16 protein-coding genes and 1 pseudogene are annotated in these 21114 nt (G+C 73.2%); 10 read left to right on the top strand and 7 right to left on the bottom strand.

What is annotated here, in order from left to right; all coding sequences use genetic code 11:
• Window positions 1-73: 73 nt before the first annotated feature.
• The 4 genes from KGD84_RS18820 to KGD84_RS18805 are packed head-to-tail and all read right to left on the bottom strand — an operon-like array spanning window position 74 to window position 3618.
• Window positions 74-1615: a tripartite tricarboxylate transporter permease gene (locus tag KGD84_RS18820; protein WP_220561734.1), complete on the bottom strand. Its 1542-nt coding sequence runs from the start codon at window positions 1613-1615 to the stop codon at window positions 74-76.
• Window position 1616: 1 nt separating this feature from the next.
• Window positions 1617-2162, bottom strand: coding sequence for a tripartite tricarboxylate transporter TctB family protein (locus KGD84_RS18815; protein ID WP_220561733.1), 546 nt, complete (start codon window positions 2160-2162; stop codon window positions 1617-1619).
• A 24-nt stretch (window positions 2163-2186) separates the two neighbouring features.
• On the bottom strand, window positions 2187-3197 hold the full coding sequence (locus KGD84_RS18810; protein ID WP_220561732.1) for a Bug family tripartite tricarboxylate transporter substrate binding protein: 1011 nt from the start codon (window positions 3195-3197) through the stop codon (window positions 2187-2189).
• 34 nt (window positions 3198-3231) lie between these two features.
• Entirely contained in the window at window positions 3232-3618 is a 387-nt protein-coding gene (locus tag KGD84_RS18805) for a universal stress protein (RefSeq protein ID WP_220561731.1), read from the bottom strand.
• Between the two features lie 423 nt (window positions 3619-4041).
• Here KGD84_RS18805 and KGD84_RS18800 point away from each other — a divergent pair, with 423 nt between their 5' ends.
• The 3 genes from KGD84_RS18800 (at window position 4042) to KGD84_RS18790 (ending at window position 9118) form a co-directional block, all read left to right on the top strand.
• Window positions 4042-4470 carry a hypothetical protein gene (locus tag KGD84_RS18800; RefSeq protein WP_220561730.1) on the top strand — a complete coding sequence of 143 codons (429 nt, stop codon included), beginning with the start codon at window positions 4042-4044 and terminating at the stop codon, window positions 4468-4470.
• Window positions 4471-4811: 341 nt separating this feature from the next.
• Entirely contained in the window at window positions 4812-5606 is a 795-nt protein-coding gene (locus KGD84_RS18795) for an SAM-dependent methyltransferase (RefSeq protein ID WP_220561729.1), read from the top strand.
• Between the two features lie 467 nt (window positions 5607-6073).
• Window positions 6074-9118: a serine/threonine-protein kinase gene (locus KGD84_RS18790; RefSeq protein WP_220561728.1), complete on the top strand. Its 3045-nt coding sequence runs from the start codon at window positions 6074-6076 to the stop codon at window positions 9116-9118.
• 31 nt (window positions 9119-9149) lie between these two features.
• Here the strand turns inward: KGD84_RS18790 and KGD84_RS18785 are convergent, their stop codons facing one another.
• Window positions 9150-9803: a TetR/AcrR family transcriptional regulator gene (locus KGD84_RS18785; RefSeq protein WP_220561727.1), complete on the bottom strand. Its 654-nt coding sequence runs from the start codon at window positions 9801-9803 to the stop codon at window positions 9150-9152.
• Between the two features lie 605 nt (window positions 9804-10408).
• Between KGD84_RS18785 and KGD84_RS18780 the strand changes: the two genes are divergently transcribed.
• Together KGD84_RS18780 and KGD84_RS18775 are read left to right on the top strand one after the other, a co-directional pair.
• Complete coding sequence (locus tag KGD84_RS18780) at window positions 10409-12202, top strand: flavin-containing monooxygenase (RefSeq protein WP_220561726.1); 1794 nt, start codon at window positions 10409-10411, stop codon at window positions 12200-12202.
• Window positions 12203-12326: 124 nt separating this feature from the next.
• Complete coding sequence (locus tag KGD84_RS18775) at window positions 12327-13382, top strand: SMP-30/gluconolactonase/LRE family protein (RefSeq protein WP_220561725.1); 1056 nt, start codon at window positions 12327-12329, stop codon at window positions 13380-13382.
• Window positions 13383-13636: 254 nt separating this feature from the next.
• On the opposite strand, the gene KGD84_RS18770 is transcribed toward KGD84_RS18775, so the two are convergent.
• Window positions 13637-14545, bottom strand: a complete 909-nt coding sequence (locus KGD84_RS18770; protein WP_220561724.1) for a LysR family transcriptional regulator — start codon at window positions 14543-14545, stop codon at window positions 13637-13639.
• 276 nt (window positions 14546-14821) lie between these two features.
• Here KGD84_RS18770 and KGD84_RS18765 point away from each other — a divergent pair, with 276 nt between their 5' ends.
• From KGD84_RS18765 to KGD84_RS18745, 5 genes are all read left to right on the top strand, one after another.
• The gene (locus KGD84_RS18765) at window positions 14822-16138 is read left to right on the top strand and encodes an MFS transporter (protein ID WP_220561723.1); all 1317 of its coding nucleotides are present in this window, start codon (window positions 14822-14824) and stop codon (window positions 16136-16138) included.
• 139 nt (window positions 16139-16277) lie between these two features.
• A complete protein-coding gene (locus tag KGD84_RS18760) occupies window positions 16278-17633 on the top strand; it encodes a flavin-containing monooxygenase (protein ID WP_220561722.1) in 1356 nt (451 codons plus the stop codon).
• Window positions 17634-17640: 7 nt separating this feature from the next.
• On the top strand, window positions 17641-18063 hold the full coding sequence (locus KGD84_RS18755) for a RidA family protein (protein ID WP_220561721.1): 423 nt from the start codon (window positions 17641-17643) through the stop codon (window positions 18061-18063).
• A complete protein-coding gene (locus KGD84_RS18750) occupies window positions 18060-18728 on the top strand; it encodes a DUF1028 domain-containing protein (RefSeq protein WP_220561720.1) in 669 nt (222 codons plus the stop codon). The genes KGD84_RS18755 and KGD84_RS18750 overlap by 4 nt, the downstream gene beginning before the upstream one ends.
• Window positions 18718-20190, top strand: a complete 1473-nt coding sequence (locus KGD84_RS18745; protein WP_255646647.1) for a M20 family metallopeptidase — start codon at window positions 18718-18720, stop codon at window positions 20188-20190. Before KGD84_RS18750 ends, KGD84_RS18745 begins: the two co-directional genes overlap by 11 nt.
• A gap of 88 nt (window positions 20191-20278) precedes the next feature.
• Here KGD84_RS18745 and KGD84_RS18740 read toward each other — a convergent pair.
• Window positions 20279-20978: pseudogene (locus KGD84_RS18740) on the bottom strand (transposase family protein).
• Window positions 20979-21114 lie beyond the last annotated feature (136 nt).

Below are 21114 nucleotides of genomic sequence, written 5' to 3'. Positions count from 1 at the left end.
CCCTGCCGGCCTCACGCGCGAGGGCCGCCCGGAGTCTTCCGGGCGGCCCTCGCGCGTGAAGTCCGCGGGGCGGTCAGACCCGGTCGTGCGCCTCCGCTCCCTCCTCGTCCGCAGGGCGGGTCGGGACGGCGGGGCGGAACCTCCGCCACAGGGTCCAGACCAGTCCGAGCAGGAGGAGGCCGTACAGGGTGATGGTGATGGGACTGCCGACCAGGGTGAGCGGGTCGTTGCCGGAGTTGGCCATGGCGTCGCGCAGGGAGTACTCCGCCAGCGGGCCCAGGATGACGGCGATGAGGATCGGGGCCAGCGGCACCCCGGTGCGCCGCATGACGAAGGCCAGCGCGCCCAGGACGCACATGATGGCCAGGTCGGTCTTGCTGGCGCCGGTGGCGTAGACGCCGAGGCAGGCGAAGACGGTGATGCCCGCGTAGAGGTAGGACTGGGGCAGCAGCAGTAGTTTCGCCCAGAGCGGGGCGAAGGGCAGGTTGATGACCAGGAGCACCACCGTGGCCAGCAGCAGTCCGGCCAACAGCGCCCAGACGATGTCGCCGTTGCGCTCGAACAGCAGCGGGCCGGGCTGCATGCCGTACTGCTGGAAGGCCGCCAGCAGGACCGCGGCCGTCGCCGAGGTCGGCAGGCCCAGGGACAGCAGCGCGCCCATCGCGCTTCCGGCGGTGGCGTTGCCCGCGGCCTCGGGTGCGGCCACGCCCTGGATGGCGCCCTTGCCGAACCGGGGTTCCCTGCGGCGTTTGTCCAGTTGGCGCTCGGTGCTGTAGGCGAGGAAGGTGGGGACCTCGGCCCCGCCGGCCGGGATGATCCCGAAGGGCACGCCGATACCCGCACCCCTGAGCCATGCGGGCAGAGCGGCGCGGAAGTCCCGCCCCGACAGCCAGGGGCGACCCGCGGAGGGCACGATCTCGTGCGCTCCGCGGTGGCCCACGCGTCCCGCGGCGTGGAGTACCTCGCCCACCGCCAGCACGGCCACGGTGATCACCACGACGCTGATCCCGTCGAACAGGGCCGGAACCCCGAAGGTGAAGCGTGCGGTGCCCGTGGACTGGTCGGTGCCCACCAGGGCGAGCCCCAGGCCGATGGCCAGCGCGGCCAGGCCCTTGAGCGGCGACTCGGAGACGATGGAGGAGATGGCCACGAAGGCGAACAGCGCCAGGGCGAAGTACTCGCCGGGTCCGAACTCGGTCGCCAGGTCGGCCATGGTGGGGGCGAAGAACACCACCAGTACGGTGGCCAGCAGACCGCCGACGAAGGCGCCGATGGCGGAGGTCGCCAGCGCCTGCGGGGCCCGCCCGTTGCGGGCCATGGTGTGGCCCTCGAAGGTGGTGGCGATCGCGGTGCTGTTGCCCGGGGTGTTCATCAGGATGCCCGCGGTGGAGTCGCCGAAGAGCCCGCCGAAGTAGACGCCGCTGAACAGGATGAGCGCGGCGAGGGGATCCAGTGTGAAGGTCATCGGCAGCAGCAGCGCGACGGCCATGGCCGACCCCAGGCCCGGCATCACGCCCACCGCGGTGCCCAGGAAGGCGCCGACGACGATCCACACGAGGTTCATCGGGGTGAGGACGTCGCCGAACCCGCCGAGCAGGTGTGTCAGTTGCTCCATGTCACAGACCTCCCAACAGGCCGGACGGGAGGTTGAGGCCGAGCATGCCGCTGAACACGATCTGGACGGTGGCCGCCATGACGAACCCGACGGTGAGGTTGCGCAGCAGGTTGCGGTTGCCCAGGCCGGTGGCCACGGTCGCGAACATCAGGGTGGCCATGACGAGCCAGCCCACGATGTCGATCAGGGCGCTGAAGGCGATGACACCGGTCAGCACCAGGCCGACGGCGCGCCAGTTGGTGCCCTCCTGCTCGGCCAGTGCGCGGCGGCGCTCGGGGGTGCGCCGCAGCGTCGAGGCGACCAGCAGGGCACCGACGACCGCCGCGAGCGCGGCGACGAACCAGCCGAAGCCCTGGGGGCCGAGCAGGCCCCCGTCGCCGATGACGTCCATCCCGAGGTTCCCCAGGGCCAGGACCGCCGCCATGAGCAGCAGGACGGCGCCGATGAGCAGTTCGCCGCGTCCTTCCCAGAAGGACAGGGGGCGCGCCGGCTCACGGTCTCCCGGCGGGTCGGTGGTGGGGGACGGGTCAAGGGTGGTGTCGGACATGTTTCTCCTCCGTGGGGTCCCGGGTCAGGCCTCGTCGATGAGGCCGAGGTCGATCATGAGTGCGCGGGTCCGGGTCTCCTCCTCGGCGATGAAGCCGGTGAACTCCTCCGGCCCGGCCCAGTTGGGTTCCCAGCGGTTGCGGTCGATCGCCTCCTGCCAGGACCCGGCCCGGTACATCTCCTCGGTGATCGCCAGCAGCTCGGCCTGCTCCTCGTCGGAGATCCCGGGGGCGGCGACGATGCCGCGCCAGTTGACCAGGTCCACGGAGGGGTAGCCGAGTTCCGCCGTGGTCGGTACGTCCACGCCCTCCAGGCGTTCGGGGGCGACCACGGCCAGGGCGCGCAGCCGGCCCCCCTCGATGAGGTCGCGGAAGTCGTTGAATCCGCTGACCCCGATCCGCACGGTGCCGTTGGCGTCGGAGAGCAGGGACAGGGTGAGCTCGCCGCCTCCGGCGTGCGGTGTGTAGTGCAGGTCCGCCGGATCGAGCCCGGCCGCCTCGGCCAGCTGTCCGGCGACCAGGTGGTCGGGGGAGCCCGCCGACCCTCCGCCGACGGGGATGGTCGGGTCCTCCCGCCAGTCGTCGAGGAACTCCTCCAGGGTCTCCCACGGGGAGTCCGCGGGCACCGCGATGACCTCGAAGTCGTCGGTCAGCCGGGCGATCGGGGTCACGTCGCTCAGCCGTGCCGAGGACCCGCCCATCTCCACGCCGCCGACCATCGCCGCGCCGGTGATCATCACGGTGGCGGGGTCGGCTTCCAGCTGCCGCAACTGGCCCAGCCCGATCGTGCCCCCCGCGCCGGGGACGTTCACCACCTGGACGCTGTTGACGATCGACTCGGTCCTGGTCGCCTGCTGGAACTCGCGGGCGGCCAGGTCCCAGCCGCCCCCGGCCGCCGCCGGGGCGATCACGGTCAGGGCCGAGCGGGCCAGCGAGCCCTCGTCCTGCCCCATCGCGTCCTGGACCGCGAAGAAGCCGGTCACCAGTACCAGGACCGCGCCCGCGGCGGGTGCGATGAGCCCCTTGTCGCCGATCATGAAGAACCCTCTCTCGTCGTTCCTGTCACGCGGGTCAGGCCTTCACCGACAGGACCGGGCACTTCGCCTCCAGGATCAGGCGCTGCGCCGTGCTGCCCACGAGCAGTTTTCCGATCGCCGACCGGTGGCGGACCCCGATGACCAGGAGTTCGGCGTCCGCCTTTTCGGTCAGGTTCAGCAGCGCCGCCGCCGCATCGGAGTCGGCCAGGTGCACCGCTCGCGCCTGTACGCCCTCCTGTCGGGCGCGCTCGACGAGGCTCTGGAGCGTGGAACCCCCCACCGCGCGGGTGTCGGCCGGGGCGTCGTGCGAGGCGGCGTTGGCGATCACCAGATCCCACCCCTGAAGAGAGGCCTGCCGCACCGCCGCCCCGAACGCCGCCTCGGCGGAATCCACCGGGGCGTGGGCCAGTACAACCGTCATCTGTTCCTCCTCGTGCACTGCCGTGACCGGCATCACAGTATGTAGTGTATAGGCTGTATCATTCTTCGCATCCCGTCAACTCCTGGGAAACGGTGGGGAAACGGGCGGCGGAGGGCGCGGTGGCGTTCAAGCGGTGCGGGCCACGGTGCGGGCGGCGACGAACACTGCGGGCCGGGTGCCGGAGGCCGGAAACGGATGTCGGTCTTCCGTCCGGATCGTGGTCCTGGGCCTTCGCTCAGAGGCGAACACCGTGCTTGAGGCTGACGGTGCAGGTCACAGGGGTTTTGGGTGGGCTGACGGCGGGGCCGAAAGGTGGTGCCCTGGTGGGCTCCCCGGGGCGGGCCGGGAGGGGGTGTCCAATCTCGGCGGTGGGGTGGCTTCTTTCCCGGGTGGAAGGTTTTTCTGCTGGAGGGAGGGGGCGGTATGGGGAAGCCGGAACGGGCGCGGCGGTGTCGACACGGGGTGCGGCTGCGGGCGGTCGGCGAGCGAGGGGAGGCCGGGGCCGGGCGGTGGAGCGGACCGTGTCGGCAGGCCGGAGCGGACACGGTGCCGGACGCCGGGATGGTGGAGCGGCGGGAGCTGGTGGAGGGGCTGCGGGCGCTGGCGCGGTTCCTGGAGGCGGATCCGCGGCTGCCGGTCGGGCAGGCGGCGCGGGTGGAGCTGTCGTACTTCCCCGAGGGGTGCGACGGGCGCCAGGAGGACGAGGTGCTCCGCCTGGCGCAACGGATGGGGACGCCTGCCGGATGGGAGGGGGCGCTGTTCGTGGCCGAGAAGCGGTTCGGACAGGTGGCCTACCGGGTGGTGTCGATCCCTCGGGCGGTGGGGGAGAGGGAGCGTCCGACCGGGTGGTGAGGGAACAGGGGAAGGCGTGCCCCGGGCCGTGTACGGTCCGGGGCGTTCCTGCGCGACTGGATCGCGGGGGCGAGGCCCGAGGGGGTTCCGTCCGCGATCGCCGGGGTCATCGACCGGAACGCCCGGGCCGCCCTCGTGCTCGACGGGTTCCACCGCAGGCTGCTCACGGTGAGCAAGCGGACGCCCTATCCGGCCGCCGACATCGAGCGGGCCGGGCCGGGTCCCCGTCCGGCGGGGTAGGGCCGGGCGCGCGCCCGGGAGCCGCAGCGGCCGCCGGAGGGAACGCCTTGAAATCCCCTAGGCTGGGCGGCGCCCCCGCCCCCTTTGCGAAACACGGTGCCATGAACACCCCGCCCCCCATCGACACCTCACAGGCCCACTCCGCCAGGATCTGGAACTACTGGCTGGGCGGCAAGGACAACTACCCGGCCGACCGCGAGGCCGGGGACCGGATCGTCGCGGTCCTGCCCGAGATCGTCGACATCGCCGTCGCCACCCGGGCCGTCCTGGTCCGCATGGTCACCCACCTGGTCCGGGAGGCGGGCATCGACCAGTTCCTGGACATCGGGACCGGGCTCCCCACCGCGAACAACACCCACGAGGTCGCCCAGCGGGAGGACCCGGCCGCCCGGGTCGTCTACGTCGACAACGACCCCCTGGTCCTGACCCACGCGCGCGCCCTGCTCACCGGCACCCCCGAGGGGGCCACCGACTACATCCACGCCGACCTGCGCGATCCGGACACCATCCTGGACCGGGCGGCCCGCACCCTGGACCTCAAGCGCCCGGTCGCGATCACCCTGTTCGGGGTGCTGCCGTTCGTGGGGGACGACGCCGAGGCGAAGCGGATCATCGACCACCTGATGGGGGAGCTGCCCGCGGGCAGCCACCTGGCGATCGTGCACAGCACCAGCGCGGTGACCGGCGAGGCGATGGAGGAGGCGGTGCGCCGGTGGAACGAGGCGGGCTCGGCCGTCTACCACCTGCGCACCCCGGAGCGGATCCGCGCCCTGTTCGACGGACTGGAGCCGGTGGAGCCCGGGGTGGTCTCGTGCCCGCTGTGGCGGCCCGACCCCGTCGAGGTGGGCCGGGCCCGGGAGATGGACGAGTTCTGCGGGATGGCCCGCAAGGGGTGACCCGGGGCCGGGCGCACCGGGCCCCGTGTCGGCGTTCCGAATCCCCGGATTCCGGGAACCGGAGGCGCCCCGGGGACGACGTACAGGGCGGGCACGGCGAATGTGCACCCCACGGGTCCCGCGGTCCCGTGGTGGGGACGGGGGAGGAGCGGAACGCGGGTCCCGCTCCGGTCCCCGGTCCCGTCGCCGTCCCGTCGGTCGGGCGGCCCACCGGTCGTTCCCGGTCGTGTCGCTGCGGTCGCTCCGGTCACCGCGCGGCGCCACCGGGGAGGGACTCCCGGTCCGGTGCGGTTCCCCGGCAGGGGGTGTTCGGGCGGCGCGGCCTCCGAGCACCCCCTTCTTCCGTGTCCGGCCTCCCGGGACGGATACCTGTGGCCGGAGCGGGACGGAGCTCCCGGACGGCAGGGTGTTTTGGCATCATCGACGCTGACGACCGGACGAACACCCCCTCACCCGGAAGCGGTGCCATGCCCGACCCCCTGTACGACGGCGATCCCGCCCGGATCGGCCCCTACACGCTGCGGGCGCGCCTGGGCGGCGGCGGGATGGGCCGGGTGTTCCTGGGGACCTCGCCCGGCGGGTACCCGGTGGCGGTCAAGGTGGTCCGCCCCGAGCTGGCCGAGGACGCCGGCTTCCGGCGTCGGTTCGCCGCCGAGGTGGCCGCCGCCCGCAAGGTCGGCGGACTCTACACCGCCTCCGTCGTGGACGCCGCCACCGACGCCGACCCGCCGTGGATGGCCACCGCCTACATCCCCGGCCCCTCCCTGGACCGGGCCGTGCACGAGCGGGGGCCGCTACCGCCGGAGGCGGTCGCCGCGCTGGGCGCGGGCCTGGCCGAGGGCCTGGCGGCGGTGCACGCCCAGGGGGTGGTGCACCGCGATCTCAAGCCCGGCAACGTCCTGTTGGCCGAGGACGGGCCGCGGCTGATCGACTTCGGGATCGCCCGCGCCCTGGACTCCACCTCCCACACCCACTCCTCCGCCGTGCTGGGGACCGCGGCGTTCATGTCCCCCGAGCAGGCCCGCGCCCGGGAGGTCGGCCCGGCCTCGGACGTGTTCTCCCTGGGGTGCGTGCTCGCCTTCGCGGCCACCGGCGCCAGCCCGTTCGGGGACGGCCCGGTGCACGCGGTCGTCTTCCGCATCGTGTACGAGGAACCGGACCTGTCCGCCCTGCCCGGGCCTTTGGCCGCCCTGCCCGGGCCTTTGGCCGCTCTGGTCGCCGACTGTCTGGCCAAGGACCCCGCCGCCCGCCCCGGCTTGGATCGCGTACTGTCCGCCCTGGCCCCGCGGGCACCGGACGCGGGGCCGCGCGCCGCGGGCGGGTGGCCGGACGGGGACCTGACCGAGGCCATCACCCGGCACCGGACCCGGCTGGTGACCGTGGCCCGGACGAGGGCGGACCCGGACGGGTCCGCGGAGGACGCCCTCCTGTCCCTGATCGCCCTGCCCGAGGACCGGGCGAGGATGTTCGTGCTGCTGGGTTCGGCCCCCGGCCCCGACATCTCCACCGAGGCGGCCGCGGCCCTGGCCGGGTTCCCGGCCGACGAGCCCTCGCGGGCGGAGGAGGCGCTGTGGGACCTGGCCGCGGCGCACCTGCTCACCGAGCGGCCCGGCGGCCGCTGGTCCATGGACCCCGCGTTCGCCGACCGCGCCCGCACCCTCGCACTCCGGCCCGGACCCGACACGGGGGGAGGGGAGGGGGACGCCCGGGAGCGGGCCCTGGACCGGCTCCTGGACTTCTACACCACACGGGCCTATGCCGCGGACGCGCACGTCCGCGCCACGGACGGCGGCGCTCCGAACGAGGTGTTCGCGGACCGCGAGGCGGCGCTGGCGTGGCTGGGCGCCGAGCGGGAGAACATGGCCGCCGCCGTGCGTACCGCCCACGACACCGGACGCGCCTCCACCACCGTCGATCTGTCCGGCGCCCTGGGCGCATACCTGTACGTGCAGGAGCGGTTCGAAGAGGCCGTCACCGTGTACACCCTGGCCCGGGAGGCCGCGCGCCGGGCCGACGACGGCCACGGCGAGGCATGGGCGTGCAACAGCCTCGGCATGACGTTGGGCGAGGTACGCCGGTTCGACGAGGTGGTGGACGCCTGCACCCGCGCACGCGACCTCTACCGACAGTTCGACGACACCTACAACGAGGGCCGGGCGTGCCTCCGGCTCGGCTCGGCGCTGCGCGAGATGCGCCGGTTCGAGGAGGCCGTGGACGCCTGCGCCCGTGCGTGCGACCTCTGCCGACGGTCCGGCGACACCGAGGGGGAGGCCGTCGCGTGGAACAACCTCGGCAAAGCCCTGCGGGGGGTCCTCCGGTTCGATGAGGCGGTGGATGCCCAAACCCGGGCGCGCGACCTCTTCCAGCAGCTCAACGCCACCTTCAACGAGGCCGTGGCCTGGAACGATCTGGGCCTGGCGCTGTACGACGCGCACCGGTTCGACGAGGCGGTCGGCGCCCACACCCGGGCGCGCGACCTCTACCGGTGGATCGGCGATACCGTCGGCGAAGCCGACGGATGGGACTTCCTCGGTTCGGCGCTGCGCATGGTGCGCCGGTTCGGGGAGGCGGTCGAGGCGCACACGCGTGCCCGTGACCTCTGCGAACGGCTCGGCGATACGCGGGGCGAGGCCAGGGCTTGGAACAACCTCGGCAACGTCCTTCAGGACACCTTCGCGGCGGGGGAGGCGGTCGACGCGCACACGCGCGCCCGCGATCTTTACCAGGGGCTCGGTAACACACAGGGCGAGGCTCTGGCGTGGAACAACCTCGGTTCGTCGTTGCGCGAGGCACGCCGGTTCAAGGAGTCGATCGATGCCCATACCCGGGCACGCGACCTCTACCGGCAGGTCGGGGATGAAGCGGGTGAGGCCCTGGCCTGGACGAACCTCGGTTCGTCCTTGGACGAGATGTACCGGTTCAAGGAGGCGATCGACGCTCACACTCAGGCCCGTGAGCTCTCCGAGCGGCTCGGCGACGGCCAGGGGGAGATCCTGGCGTGGAACCGACTCGGCCTCGCACTGCGCGAGGCGCGCCGGTTCGATGAGGCCCTGGACGCTCACACCCGGGCCCGTGAGCTCTCCGAGCGGCTCGGCGACACCAAGCAAGAGGCCGACGCGCGGAACAACCTCGGCAACGTCCTGTTCAGCATGCGACGGTTACCGGAGGCCGCCGACGCCTACACCGGGGCGCGTGACCTCTACCAGCGGCTCGGGCACACCCACGGCGAGGCCCTGGCCTGGAACAACCTCGGCCTGGTGCTGCGCAGATCGGACCGGCTCGACGAGGCGGAGGACGCCTACACCCGCGCACGCGACCTCTCCCGACGGTCGGGCGACATCCACAGCGAAGCCCAGGCCTGGGAGGGCCTCGGTGACACCTGGCGGGCGACCCGGCGCAGGGACGAGGCCCGCCACGCCTACGCGCAGGCGGTCCGGGGCTACCAGGCCACGGGGGACGCCCGGCGGCTCCGCGGGCTCAAACTGTTCCTGTTCCTGCGCGGGCCGCGGTAGGGGCACCGGCCGTGCAGGGAGCGGCCGGTGCTCACGGGCGGGGCAGGGCCACCGGGGCGGTCCACAGGCCGGCGAGGGCGTCGGCCAGTCCGGACGCCGCCCGCTGCCAGGAGTCGTGCGCCGTGTGCGCCCCCTCGGCCAGGGCGCGCTCCCGCTCGGCGATCATGTGGACCATGAGGATGCGGACCATCTCCTGGCGCTCCTCGCGGACCTCCTCGGGCAGGTCGGGCAGGCACCGGAGCAGTTCCCTGCCCGCGCGGGCCAGGGATGCGGAGTCCAGGGCCTCCAGCGCCATGATGTCGCGGTAGGCGGGGTCGGCCATGACCTGGGCGCTGAACCGCCCGAACCAGGAGGGGACGCCCAGGTCCGCCAGGTGCTGGGCGAAGGGCGCCACCATGCAGGCGATCCAGTCCCGGACGTCGTCGGAGCCCTCGGCCCGCAGCACCATGTGGCGGCGGATCTCCTCGATCCGGTCGGTGTGCCTGCGCACGATGGCGCGCACCAGGCCCTCCCGGGAGCCGAAGTGGTAGGTGACCGCCGTGTTGTTCCCCTGCCCGGCCTCCTGGCCGATCTGGCGGTTGGAGACGCCGGAGATCCCGTGCTCGGCGAAGAGCCGCTCCGCCGCCGCCAGGATCGCCTCGCGTGTCGTGACGACACGTTCCGACCTCGTCCGCCTCTCGCTCATGGGGACCACCGTACCGATCCCGTCCGGCAGGCCCGTTCCGGCGCCCGGCGGGGCGGTCCGGGGCCTGGCCCGGGGCGCGGTCGGCCCGGACAGTGACGCTGACCACACCGGAACCGCTCCTGCCCAGCTGACGGCGCCGCCGCGTCCCCGCCTTCCCTCCGCGTCCGACCGAAAGGGGATCCGGTCCGGTACACACTGTTATCTTAAGTCAGGCGACTGACTTAAAAGTCGGTATCGGTGCACGTCAGGAGACGGGGGTCCCCTCATGGGCGGTGTCCGCGCCCGGGCGCCCGCAGGGCCGCCACGCGTACGGCCCGGCCCGGTCGTCCCGGTCCCGGCCTCCGGCGGGGCCGGTGTTCCGCTCATGCGGGCCTTGGGCATCCCGTCCATCCCCCTACTGCCCGAGCCGCCGTTGCCGACACCGCCCGCGCGGTCGCCGCCACCCTGTCCGTCCGCCCCTACCGCCCCCGCTGTTCGTACCGCCGAGGACCGCTGAGCCCGGCCCCGGCGCATCCCCCTCCCGCCCGCCCCGGCCCCGAGCCGGGACGCGACCCCTGGACGCCGCACCCGACCGGCGCCACGGTGAGAGACCGAGAGGAAACCGCATGCCGGCCACGGACCACGCCCCGGAGATCGACCTCGACGCGCTGCGGGCCAGGTACGCCCGCGAGCGGGACCGCCGCCTGCGCCCCGACGGCGCGGTCCAGTACCGCTCCGCCGCCGGAGAGTTCGGCTACTACGCCACCGACCCCTACACCCCGCGGAGGGAGCGCGAGCCCCTGACCGACACCGTGGAGGTGCTGGTCGTCGGCGGCGGGTTCGGCGGCCTCGTCACCGGCGCCCGGCTGCGCCAGGCGGGCGTGGAGTCGATCCGGATGACGGACGAGGCCGGGGACTTCGGCGGTACCTGGTACTGGAACCGCTACCCGGGCATCCACTGCGACATCGAGTCCTACTCCTACATGCCGCTCCTGGAGGAGGTCGGCTACGTACCGGAGTGGCGCTACGCCCCCGGCGAGGAGATCCGCCGCCACGCCGTGGCGATCGCCGAGACCTTCGACCTGTACCGTGACGCGCTGTTCCACACCCGGATCACCTCCCTGGACTGGGACGGCCGGGCGCGGGAGTGGACGGTGGGGACCGACCGCGGGGACCGGATGCGCGCCCGGTTCGTCATCACCTCGTCCGGCACGCTGACCCGGCCCAAGCTGCCGGGCATCCCCGGGATCGAGGACTTCGCGGGCCACACCTTCCACACCAGCCGCTGGGACTACGGCTACACCGGCGGCGACCAGGACGGCGGCCTGGTCGGCCTGGCCGACAAGAGGGTCGCGGTCGTGGGCACCGGGGCCACCGGCGTGCAGGTCATCCCGCACCTCGCCCGCGACGCGGAGCACCTGTACGTGTTCCAGCGCACCCCCTCCACGGTGGACGTCCGCGACAACCGCCCCACCGACCCGGAGTGGGCGGCCTCCCTCAAGCCCGGCTGGCAGCGCGAGCGCATGGAGAACTTCCTCGCCGTCGTCTCCGGCGAGCCCGTGGAGACCGACCTGACCGGGGACGGCTGGACCGCCACCGCCCGGCTCCAGCGCAAGGTGGTCTCCGGAGCGCTGGACACGAGTGTCCCCCCGCAGGAGCGCGAGCGCCTCGACGAACTCGCCGACGCGCGCACGATGGACCGGATCCGGGCCCGTGTGGACGAGGTCGTCGACGACCCGGCCACCGCCGAGCTGCTCAAGCCCTGGTACCGGTACATGTGCAAGCGGCCCTGCTTCAGCGACCACTACCTCCAGACCTTCAACCGGCCCGACGTCACCCTGGTCGACACCGCCGACCACGGCGGCATCACCCGCATGACCCGGGACGCGGTCGTCGTGGGCGACGCCGAGTACCCGGTCGACTGCGTCGTCTTCGCCACCGGGTTCGACGTGGGCGTCTCGGGGGTGCTGTCCGGCGCGCTCCCCGTGCGCGGCCGCGACGGCCGGGAGCTCCTCGCCTCCTGGAGCCGCGGACCCGTGACCCTGCACGGCTTCTACAGCCCGGGCTTCCCCAACCTCTTCCACCTGGGGGCGCTGCAGAACGCCAACTCCGTGAACTTCGCGCACATCCTGCTGGAGCAGGCCGAGCACATCGCCGCCGTCGTCGCCGCGGCCCGCAAGGCCGGGGACGTGGTGGTCGAACCCTCCCCGGAGGCGGCCGAGGCGTGGGGGCGGGAGGTGCGCGAGACCGCCCACGACAACTGCGCGTTCCAGGCCGAGTGCACGCCCGGCTACTACAACCGCGAGGGCGCCGGCGTCCACGGCGGCACCTCCTACAGCCCCGGGCCCGTGGCCTTCCACCGGCTGCTCGGACGGTGGCGCGAGGAGCGCCTCCACGAGGTCCTCAAGCCCGGGGACTGATCCCCGGACGGGCCAGGGGTGCGGGGCCGTGCGCCGGTCCCGTGCCCCCGCGCCCGCATCCCCGCACGAATGGTCCGCACCCGTGCCACCGAACGCACAGAGCAAGAAGAGAAAGAGAGCCCCCATGCAACAGCCCCCCTCCGCCGGGCGGCGCGCGGCGGCCGCCCGAGCGCTCGCGGCGCCCGTCCTGGCGGTCGTGGTGACGGCCTGCTCGGCCCCCGAACCCCCGGACCCGGATCCCGCCCAGGCCCCGGCACCCGGGGCGGCGGCGCAGGTGACGGCCGAGCTCCTCACCAGAGTGACCTCCGTCCACGAGGAGACCGGGATGACCCTGCTGGAGGGGCCCGTCCTCGCCCCCGACGGAGGGCTGCTGGTCGTCGACGTCACCGCCCCCGAGGGAGAGCCGAAGGTGCTGCGGGTGGACACCGGCTCCGGCGAGGTGGAAACCGTCTTCACCGAGGGGGACGGCGCGTACACCTCCGCCCAGTTCAGCCCCTCCGACGGGCGCCTGTACCTGACCGACTTCGCGGGCGGGAGGATCGACAGCCTCACCGCCGACGGGGAGGACCACACGACCTTCTTCTCCGGCGAGGTCGACGGGGCGGTCATGCGGCCGGACGACCTCGCCTTCGACGAGGACGGGAACCTGTACGTCAGCGACTCCACCGGGTTCGACGGGCCGGTCTGGGAGGCCCGGGGCCGGGTGGTCCGGATCGACGGGGAGACGGCGGAGGCGACCGTCCTGGCCCGGGACCTGCCCGCGCCGAACGGCATCTCCTTCACCGAGGACTTCACCGGGCTGTGGGTGAGCCAGTACGCGGCGAACCGTGTCGACCACCTGGCGCTCGACGGTGACGGCACCGCCGTGGAGACGGCCCACACCGCCCTCCACTTCAATGGCGGTACGAGCCGGGTGGACTCCAACGCGATCGACGCCGCCGGGAACCTCTACCAGGCCGTCCACGGCCGGCCGGGCATCCTCGTGTACAGCCCGCTCGGCGAGCACCTGGCGACGGTCGAGGTGCCCGCCGACGACGCCGAGGGCCTGGACTCGGCGACCAACGTCGCCATCGCACCGGGGGAGACCGACGCCTACATGACGGTCAGCGGCCGGGACGGCGGGTTCGTCTACACCTTCGAGGCGCTCGCCGAGGGCATCCGCCAGTCCAACGGCGGCTGATACCCATCGCGGACGCGGGGGCGGGCCGGGGCCCCTTCCGGTGATCGGGAGCCGTTCGCGGGGTGTGCGGGGCGACAGGTCCGCTCCCGCGACGCAGTGCGGGCGGCGGCGACGGAGCCCGGAGCGGCGGGAGCACAGCGCTCCCACCGCCCCGGCAGCCCCGCCGGTGTCGCGCGACAGCGACGGCACCGGGACGGACCCCGCCGCCCCGGGCGCCCCGGAACCCGTTCCGGACCGCGGTTCCGGCCCCGGGGTCAGGCGACGGCCTCGCGGCAGACGTCGATGAAGGCCTGGACCCGGCGCACCGGCTTGCGCCCCGCGAGCCGCATGATCTCGATCCCCAGCCCCTCGGAGCGGATGTCCAGCTCCCGGGTGGCGTACGGCAGGTTCTCGTAGCTGCGCTCCAGCACGGTGCGCTGGGTGAGCAGGGCATTGCCCAGGTCGCGGGCGACCAGGGCGCGCACCATCTCGAAGCTGCCGGTGCGGAAGCGCACGTTGGGGGTGAGCCCGGCCCGGTCGAACAGGCCGAGGAAGTAGTCGCCGCCGGGCGGCAGGTCGAAGAGGATCAGCGGCTCCGTGGCCAGGTCGGCCAGGGTCAGCTCCTCCTTCGCGCTCAGGGCCCCGTCCACCGGCACGAGCGCGTACGGCGGGTCGGACCGCAGCCACTGCGTGGCCACCCCGGTCGGCGGCCGGACGGAGGCCAGCTCGTAGTGGTAGGTGACGGCCAGGTCGATGCGCGAGCCGAGCAGGTCGTCCAGCAGGGCGCCGTGGGCCGCCTCCACGAACGAGAGCCGCACCCGCGGGTACCTGCGCGAGAACTCCGCGATGACCTTGGGCAGCAGGATCGGCGCGATGGTCGCGTAGCAGCCGACCGTGAGGTCCCCCTCCACCTCCTCCCGCTCCCGGTGCGCCGACTCCCGCAGCTGTTCGAGGCTGGCCCGCACGTCGTCCGCCACCGCCAGGGCGTGCCGGCCCGACTCCGTGAGCCGCATCCCCCGGGGCGTGCGGACGAAGAGGGCGACCCCCAGCGCCGCCTCCAGGTCGGTGAGCGCCGTCGACACCGTCGACTGCGAGACGAACAGCTCCCGGGCCGCCGCCGTCACCGACCCCAGCCGCGCGATGGCCCTCAGGTACTCCAGCTGCCGCAGGCTCACGTCGCTCATCAGGGGGTTCCGTTCTCCGGGGTATCGGTTTTTCCGAAGGGGAGCTTCGGATCTATGTGTTTTACAGATCGTACAGACCGCCCCGATAGTGGTGACCCATGACACAGGCGGGTCGGACCCCGCGGCCCCCGGGCGCTCCCGGCGCCCTCGCGGACCTCGACCGCACACCCCCGTGTGCGAGCGGCCTCCTGGTCATCGAAGGAACCTCCCGCGGCGGCGGGGCCGCCACGGCCCCGGGCCCGGGGGAGGACCAGGACCGCACCCCCAGGAGGACGGATGACGAGTGAGCTCTCGGAGCGGGTGGACCGCAAGGACCTGCGGAGGAGCGTGTTCGCCGGAGCGGTGGGCGTCTTCGTCCACTGGTTCGACTGGGCCGTCTACGCGTACCTGGCGACCACCATGGCGCAGGTGTTCTTCCCCGAACAGGACGGCACCACCGCGCTCCTCTCGGTCTTCGCCGTCTTCGCGGTGGCGTTCTTCGTGCGCCCGCTCGGATCGGTGCTCTTCGGCCACCTCGGCGACCGCTTCGGCCGCAAGGCCACCCTGTCGATCGTCATCATCTCGATGGCGGCGGGCACGCTCATGCTCGGACTGCTGCCCGGCTACGACTCCGTCGGCATCCTCGCGCCGATCCTGCTCGTGGTCGCCCGCGTCATCCAGGGGCTGGCCGCCGGCGGCGAGTTCGGCTCGGCCGCGGCCTTCCTCGCCGAGTTCTCCCCGCCCAAGCGCCGCGGGTTCGGCTGCTCCTGGATCGAGTTCGGCTCGGTCGCCGGGTTCCTGTGCGCGTCGTTCGTGGTCTGGGCGCTGCACGCGGCCTTCCCCGCCGAGACCGTCCTGGACTGGGCGTGGCGGATCCCCTTCCTGCTCACGGTGCCCCTGGCCGCGGTCGGCCTCTACATCCGCCTGCGCATCGAGGACACCCCCGAGTACCGCGCCCTGGAGGACATGAACAACGTCCCCAGCCAGCCGGTCGTCGAGGTGTTCCGCTCCAACCGCAGGCAGTTCCTCCAGACGGTCGGCATCGAGACCTTCATGAACTCGACCTTCTACATCGTCCTCGTGTACCTGATCACCTACCAGGAGGAGATCGTCGGCATCCCCGCCGACCGGGCGGCCCTGCTCTCGGCCGCGGCGTCGGTGGTGGCCATGGGGGTCATCCCGCTCTCGGGCATCGTCTCCGACCGCGTGGGCCGCAAGCCCGTGCTCTACACCGCCGCCGCCCTGCTGGTCGTCGCAGCAGTCCCGCTGTTCCTGCTCATGCAGGCGGACGCCTCGTGGGCGGCGTTCGCCGCGACCTTCGGCCTGGCCTTGATCCTGGCGATCATCCTGGGCACGCACGCCTCCGCGGTGGCCGAGCTGTTCCCGACCCGGACCCGGCAGAGCGGCCTGTCGATGGCCTACAGCGTCGCCGGGGCGTTCTTCGCCGGCACGCTCCCGTACCTGATGACCTGGCTGATCTCGTTCACCGGCAGCTCCATGGTCCCCGCCTTCACCATGATCGTCATCGGCGTCATCGGCGCGGTCACGCTGCGCACCATGCCCGAGACCGCGGGCTCCAGCCTGCTGCACGAGAGCGACCGGGCCCCGCGCTGAACCGGCCACGGCCCGGACACCGGCAGGCCCCGCCCCGCGGACCCCCCTCGCGGACGGCCGCCGGACGGTCCGGAGAGAACACGCGGGGCGCGCCCGCCCCGCGACACCACACGCGTTGAACGAACCCCGGAGGTTCCGCATGTCAGTCGAAGAGATCGAGGTCGTCGTCGTGGGAGGGGGGCAGGCCGGGATCGCGATGAGCGAGCACCTCGGCGACCGCGCGGTGCCGCACGTGGTCCTGGAACGGCACCGCGTCGCCGAGCGCTGGCGCTCGGAGCGCTGGGACTCGCTGGTCACCAACGGCCCCGTCTGGCACGACCGCTTCCCCGGCCTCGAATTCCCCGGCCTGGCTCCCGAGGACTTCGCCACCAAGGACCAGGTGGCGGACTACCTGGCCGACTACGCCGAGAAGATCGGCGCGCCGATCCGGTGCGGGGTCGAGGTGACCTCCGTGCGCAGGCGCCCCGGCGGCCGGGGGTTCCGGGTCCGGACCTCGGACGGCGACATCCACGCCCGCTACGTCGTGGCCGCCACCGGCCCGTTCCAGCGGCCGGTCGTCCCCCCGATCCTCCCGGAGGGGGCCGTCCCGCACCAGCTCCACTCCAGCGCCTACCGCAACCCCGCCCAGCTGCCCGAGGGCGCCGTGCTCGTGGTCGGATCCGGCTCCTCGGGGGTGCAGATCGCCGACGAGCTCCGGGCCGCCGGCCGGCGGGTGTACCTCTCCGTCGGCCCGCACGACCGCCCGCCGCGCAGGTACCGCGGACACGACTTCGTCTGGTGGCTCGGCGTCCTCGGCAAGTGGGAGGCGGCGACCCCTCCCCAGGGCGCCGAACACGTCACCATCGCGGTCAGCGGCGCGCACGGCGGCCACACCGTGGACTTCCGCACCCTGGCCGCGCGCGGCATCACCCTGGTCGGCCGGACGGAGTCCTTCGACGCCGGGACCGTCCGCTTCGCCCCCGACCTGCGGGACAACATCGCCCGGGGCGACGCCGACCACCTGGCCCTGCTCGACGAGGCCGACGCCTACATCGAGCGCAACGGCCTCGACCTGCCCGAGGAGCCGCAGGCCCGGGAGCTGGGGGAGTACCCGGAGTCGGTGACCGACCCCGTCCTCGAACTCGACCTCGCCGCCGCCGGGATCACCACCGTCCTGTGGGCCACCGGCTTCACCGCCGACTACTCCTGGCTCCAGGTGGACGCCCTCGACGCCGACGGCAGGCCCCGGCACCAGCGCGGGGTCTCCTCCGAGCCCGGCGTCTACTTCATGGGGCTGCCGTGGCAGTCCCGCCGCGGTTCGAGCTTCATCTGGGGGGCCTGGCACGACGCGAGGTACGTGGCCGACCAGATCTCGATCCAGCGCGGCTACATGCGGCACCACGACGCGCGGCCGGACCCGCGACGGCGGTCGCAGTCGCAGGCGCAACCGCCATCGGGTTCGCACGCGAATCCGAGCCCGCGCCCGTTCCCGTCTCCGTCCCACGCCCAGGGGTGATCACACCATGACCACGCACACGCGCATCCGCAAGTTCAACACCAGGGACACCTACCCCGAGCAGAACCTGGACAACGACCTGTGCCAGGCGGTGGTGGCCGGAGGGGTCGTGTACCTGCGCGGCCAGATCGGCCAGGACCTGGACACCGGGGAGTCCGTCGGCGTCGGCGACGTCCGCGCGCAGACCGACAGGGCCATGGCCAACATCGACCTCCTGCTCAGGGAGGCGGGCAGCGGACTCCAGGACATCGTCAAGGTGACGGTCTACCTCGTCGACCCGCGCTACCGTGAGGAGGTCTACCGCGAGATGGGGCGCTGGCTGAAGGGCGTCCACCCGGTCTCCACCGGTATCGTCGTCCAGGCCCTGGCCCGGCCCGAGTGGCTGGTGGAGATCGACGCGACCGCCGTGATCTCGGGAGGCGGGGCATGACCTTCTCCATCGCGGCCCACCAGGACGGCAGGTTCGGCATCGCCGTGTCCTCGTCCTCCCCGGCCGTCGCCGCGCGCGTCGTCCACCTGCGCGACCGCGTCGGCGCGGTCGCCTCCCAGAACATCACCGACCCGAGGCTGGGGACGGCGCTGCTGGACCGGCTCGCCGCGGGGGAGGGGGCGCGGGAGGCGCTCGACTCCGTGGTCGGCGGCGAACCGAACGCCGCGTACCGGCAGCTCACCGTGGTGGACGCCTCCGGCGCGGCGGCCGCGTTCAGCGGCGGGCACACCCTCGGCGTCCACGGTGAGGCCACCGGGCCGCACTGCGCCGCAGCCGGGAACATGCTCGCCGACCCCGGCGTCCCCGCGGCCATGTGCGCCGCCTTCGGCGAGACCGGGGGAGAGCTGGAGGAGCGCCTGCTCGCCGCCCTCGCCGCGGGCCTGGCCGCCGGCGGAGAGGCGGGGCCGGTGTACTCGGCGGGGCTGTCCACCGTGTCGGCGAACGGTTGGCGGGACACCGACCTGCGCGTGGACTGGCAGGAGGACCCGGTGGGGGCGCTGGGCGGGCTGCTCGGCGTCTGGCTGCCGCAGCGCGACGACTACGTCCGGCGCGGCCTGGACCCGGCCGCCGCACCGGGATACGGGGTGCCCGGCGATGACCGCTGAACCGGGGGCTGTGGATGGGGGCGGGGGTGCCTCCGGTGGGTCCGGTGGCTCCTGGGACCCCGACGGGACCGGCGTTCCCGGCGAGACCGTCGTCCCAGGCGTCTCACGTGTACCGGGCATCGCAGACGGCTCCGGATCCCCCGGCGTTCCCGGCGGGACCGGTGTCCCGGGAGTCTCACGTGTACCGGGCATCGCAGACGGCTCCGGATCCCCCGGCGTCCCCGGCGGGACCGGTATTCCAGGTGCCCTGGATATCTCAGGCGTAGCCGGTGGCTCCGGCACCTCCGATATCCCCGGTGCCGCCGACCGCTCCGGCGCTCTGCCGGACGCGACCGGACACCTCGACCGGCTGATCGCCTACTCCGAGACGCTGCACGCCCACCCCGAGACCGCCTGGGAGGAGCACCGCGCCGCGCGGTGGACGGCGGAGCTGCTGGAGGAGTTCGGCTTCGCCGTCCGGACCTCCTACCTCGGCTTCCCCACGGCGCTGCACGCCTCCTACGGCTCCGGGCGGCGCCGGGTCGGCTTCATCGTCGAGTACGACGCGCTGCCCGGCCTGGGCCACGCCTGCGGACACAACCTGATCGCCGCCATGTCCGCGGGGGCGGCGATCGCGCTGCGGCCGTGGGCCGAGCGGTTCGACCTGCGCGTGGACGTCATCGCCACCCCGGCCGAGGAGGGCGGCGGCGGCAAGATCGAGATGCTCGACGCCGGCGCCTTCCGGGACCTGGACCTGGCGCTGATGGCCCACCCCGCGCCGGTCGACGCCCCGCGGGCCGAGCCCTACGCGGTCGCCCACGACCACGTCCGCTTCACCGGCCGGGCGGCGCACGCCGCCGCCTACCCGCACGAGGGCCGCAACGCCAACGACGCGTTCGTCGTCGCCCAGGTCGCCCTGGGGCTGCTGCGCCAGCAGCTCCCGCCGGGCACCCGCGTCCACGGGATCCAGACGGTGGGAGGCCAGGCGCCCAACGCCATCCCCGAGGTGACCGAGGGGCGCTGGTACACCCGCGCCGAGACCCTGGCCGAACTGGAGCCGCTGCGCGATCGGGTGCGGCGGTGCTTCGAGGCGGGGGCGCTGGCGACGGACACGGCGCTGGAGTTCACCCCGGAGTCGCAGTCCTACTCCGAGTTCCGCACGGACGAGCGCGCCCTGGAGATCTACACGCGCCACGCCCGCGCGCTCGGGCGGCGGCTGGACGCCCCGGCGGAGCAGCAGACGATGAACCGGGCCTCGACCGACATGGGCAACGTGTCCCGGCACGTGCCGGCCATCCACCCCTACATCGGCCTGGGGTGCTTCCCGGTGAGCAACCACCAGCCCGGGTTCGCCGCCGCCTGCGTGGGGGAGGCCGCGAACCGGGTCATCGCGGACGGCGCCACCCTGCTCGCCCGCACGGCCCACGAGTACTTCGGCCCGCCGGCCGACCCCCCGCCCGGCCGCGTTCCCGCCCAGGTCTGAGCCCCGCGAGCGCGCTGTGCCCGCCCCGACCCCGGGGCGGGCACAGCGCGCTCGGCGGTGGATGGGCGGAGCGGGTTGAGAGCTCATCTCATTTGGCGAGTCCGCGGTACCGAATGAGGATGCGGGCGATGCCGGCGAAGGTGAGGGAGTGGTCGGCCGGTGGCGGCATCCGGCCGGTCACTCCATGGTGTGTTCGACCTGCTACCGGTGGCGCCCCAACCGTTTCGAGGAGGACTCCCCACTCGTGTGGGTCGGACGGTGGACGATCCCTGTTGCCTGAGCCAGTGGTGCAGGTGGTCGCAGCCCTTGTGGCCGTGCAGCTCGGCCGTGCGGCGTCGTGGTGGTCCATGGCTGGAACGGAGGGGAGGAATCCCTCCAACCAGGGGTCGTAGGGCCTGGTTGTCATGGGTGCGGCCCCGGAGATGAACACGGACAGGGGCAGGCCGGATCGACCGGTGATCAGGTGGATCTTCGCCCCCTTCTTGCCCCGGTCGACAAGATCAGGACCCGTCAGATCCCCCCTTTGAGGGCACGCATGTTCACCGGTCCGATCGCTCACCGCGACCAGTCCGACTCACCTCGGGAACCGAGCTCGTCCAGGACCAGCCGGTGCAGCTTGGCCCAGCCCCGGGTTACAGGTGTAACCGGCGTGGCCACAAAGATGGTCGTGGCCAGGGCCTTCCGGTCGCCGTGTCTGCGCCGTCCGCCGCCCCGGGGATGGATGGGTGCCTCGGGCACCAACCGCTGGAACGGTTCCCCGGCTCGTCTGGCACAATCCATTCCACCATCGACGCACAACCAGGCCGCCGAGAATCCCAATAAGAGAATTCCTGAGATGTAGGATAAAGGAAGCCTGTCGCCGAGAAGAGGGTTTTCCCCTCTTTGGGAATTCAATGAAAAGTCGACATTGTGGCGCCCTCTTTG

Origin of the sequence: Nocardiopsis changdeensis (assembly GCF_018316655.1) — a bacterium.
GTDB lineage: Bacteria > Actinomycetota > Actinomycetes > Streptosporangiales > Streptosporangiaceae > Nocardiopsis > Nocardiopsis changdeensis.
This window is presented reverse-complemented; position numbering and strand designations above follow the sequence as displayed.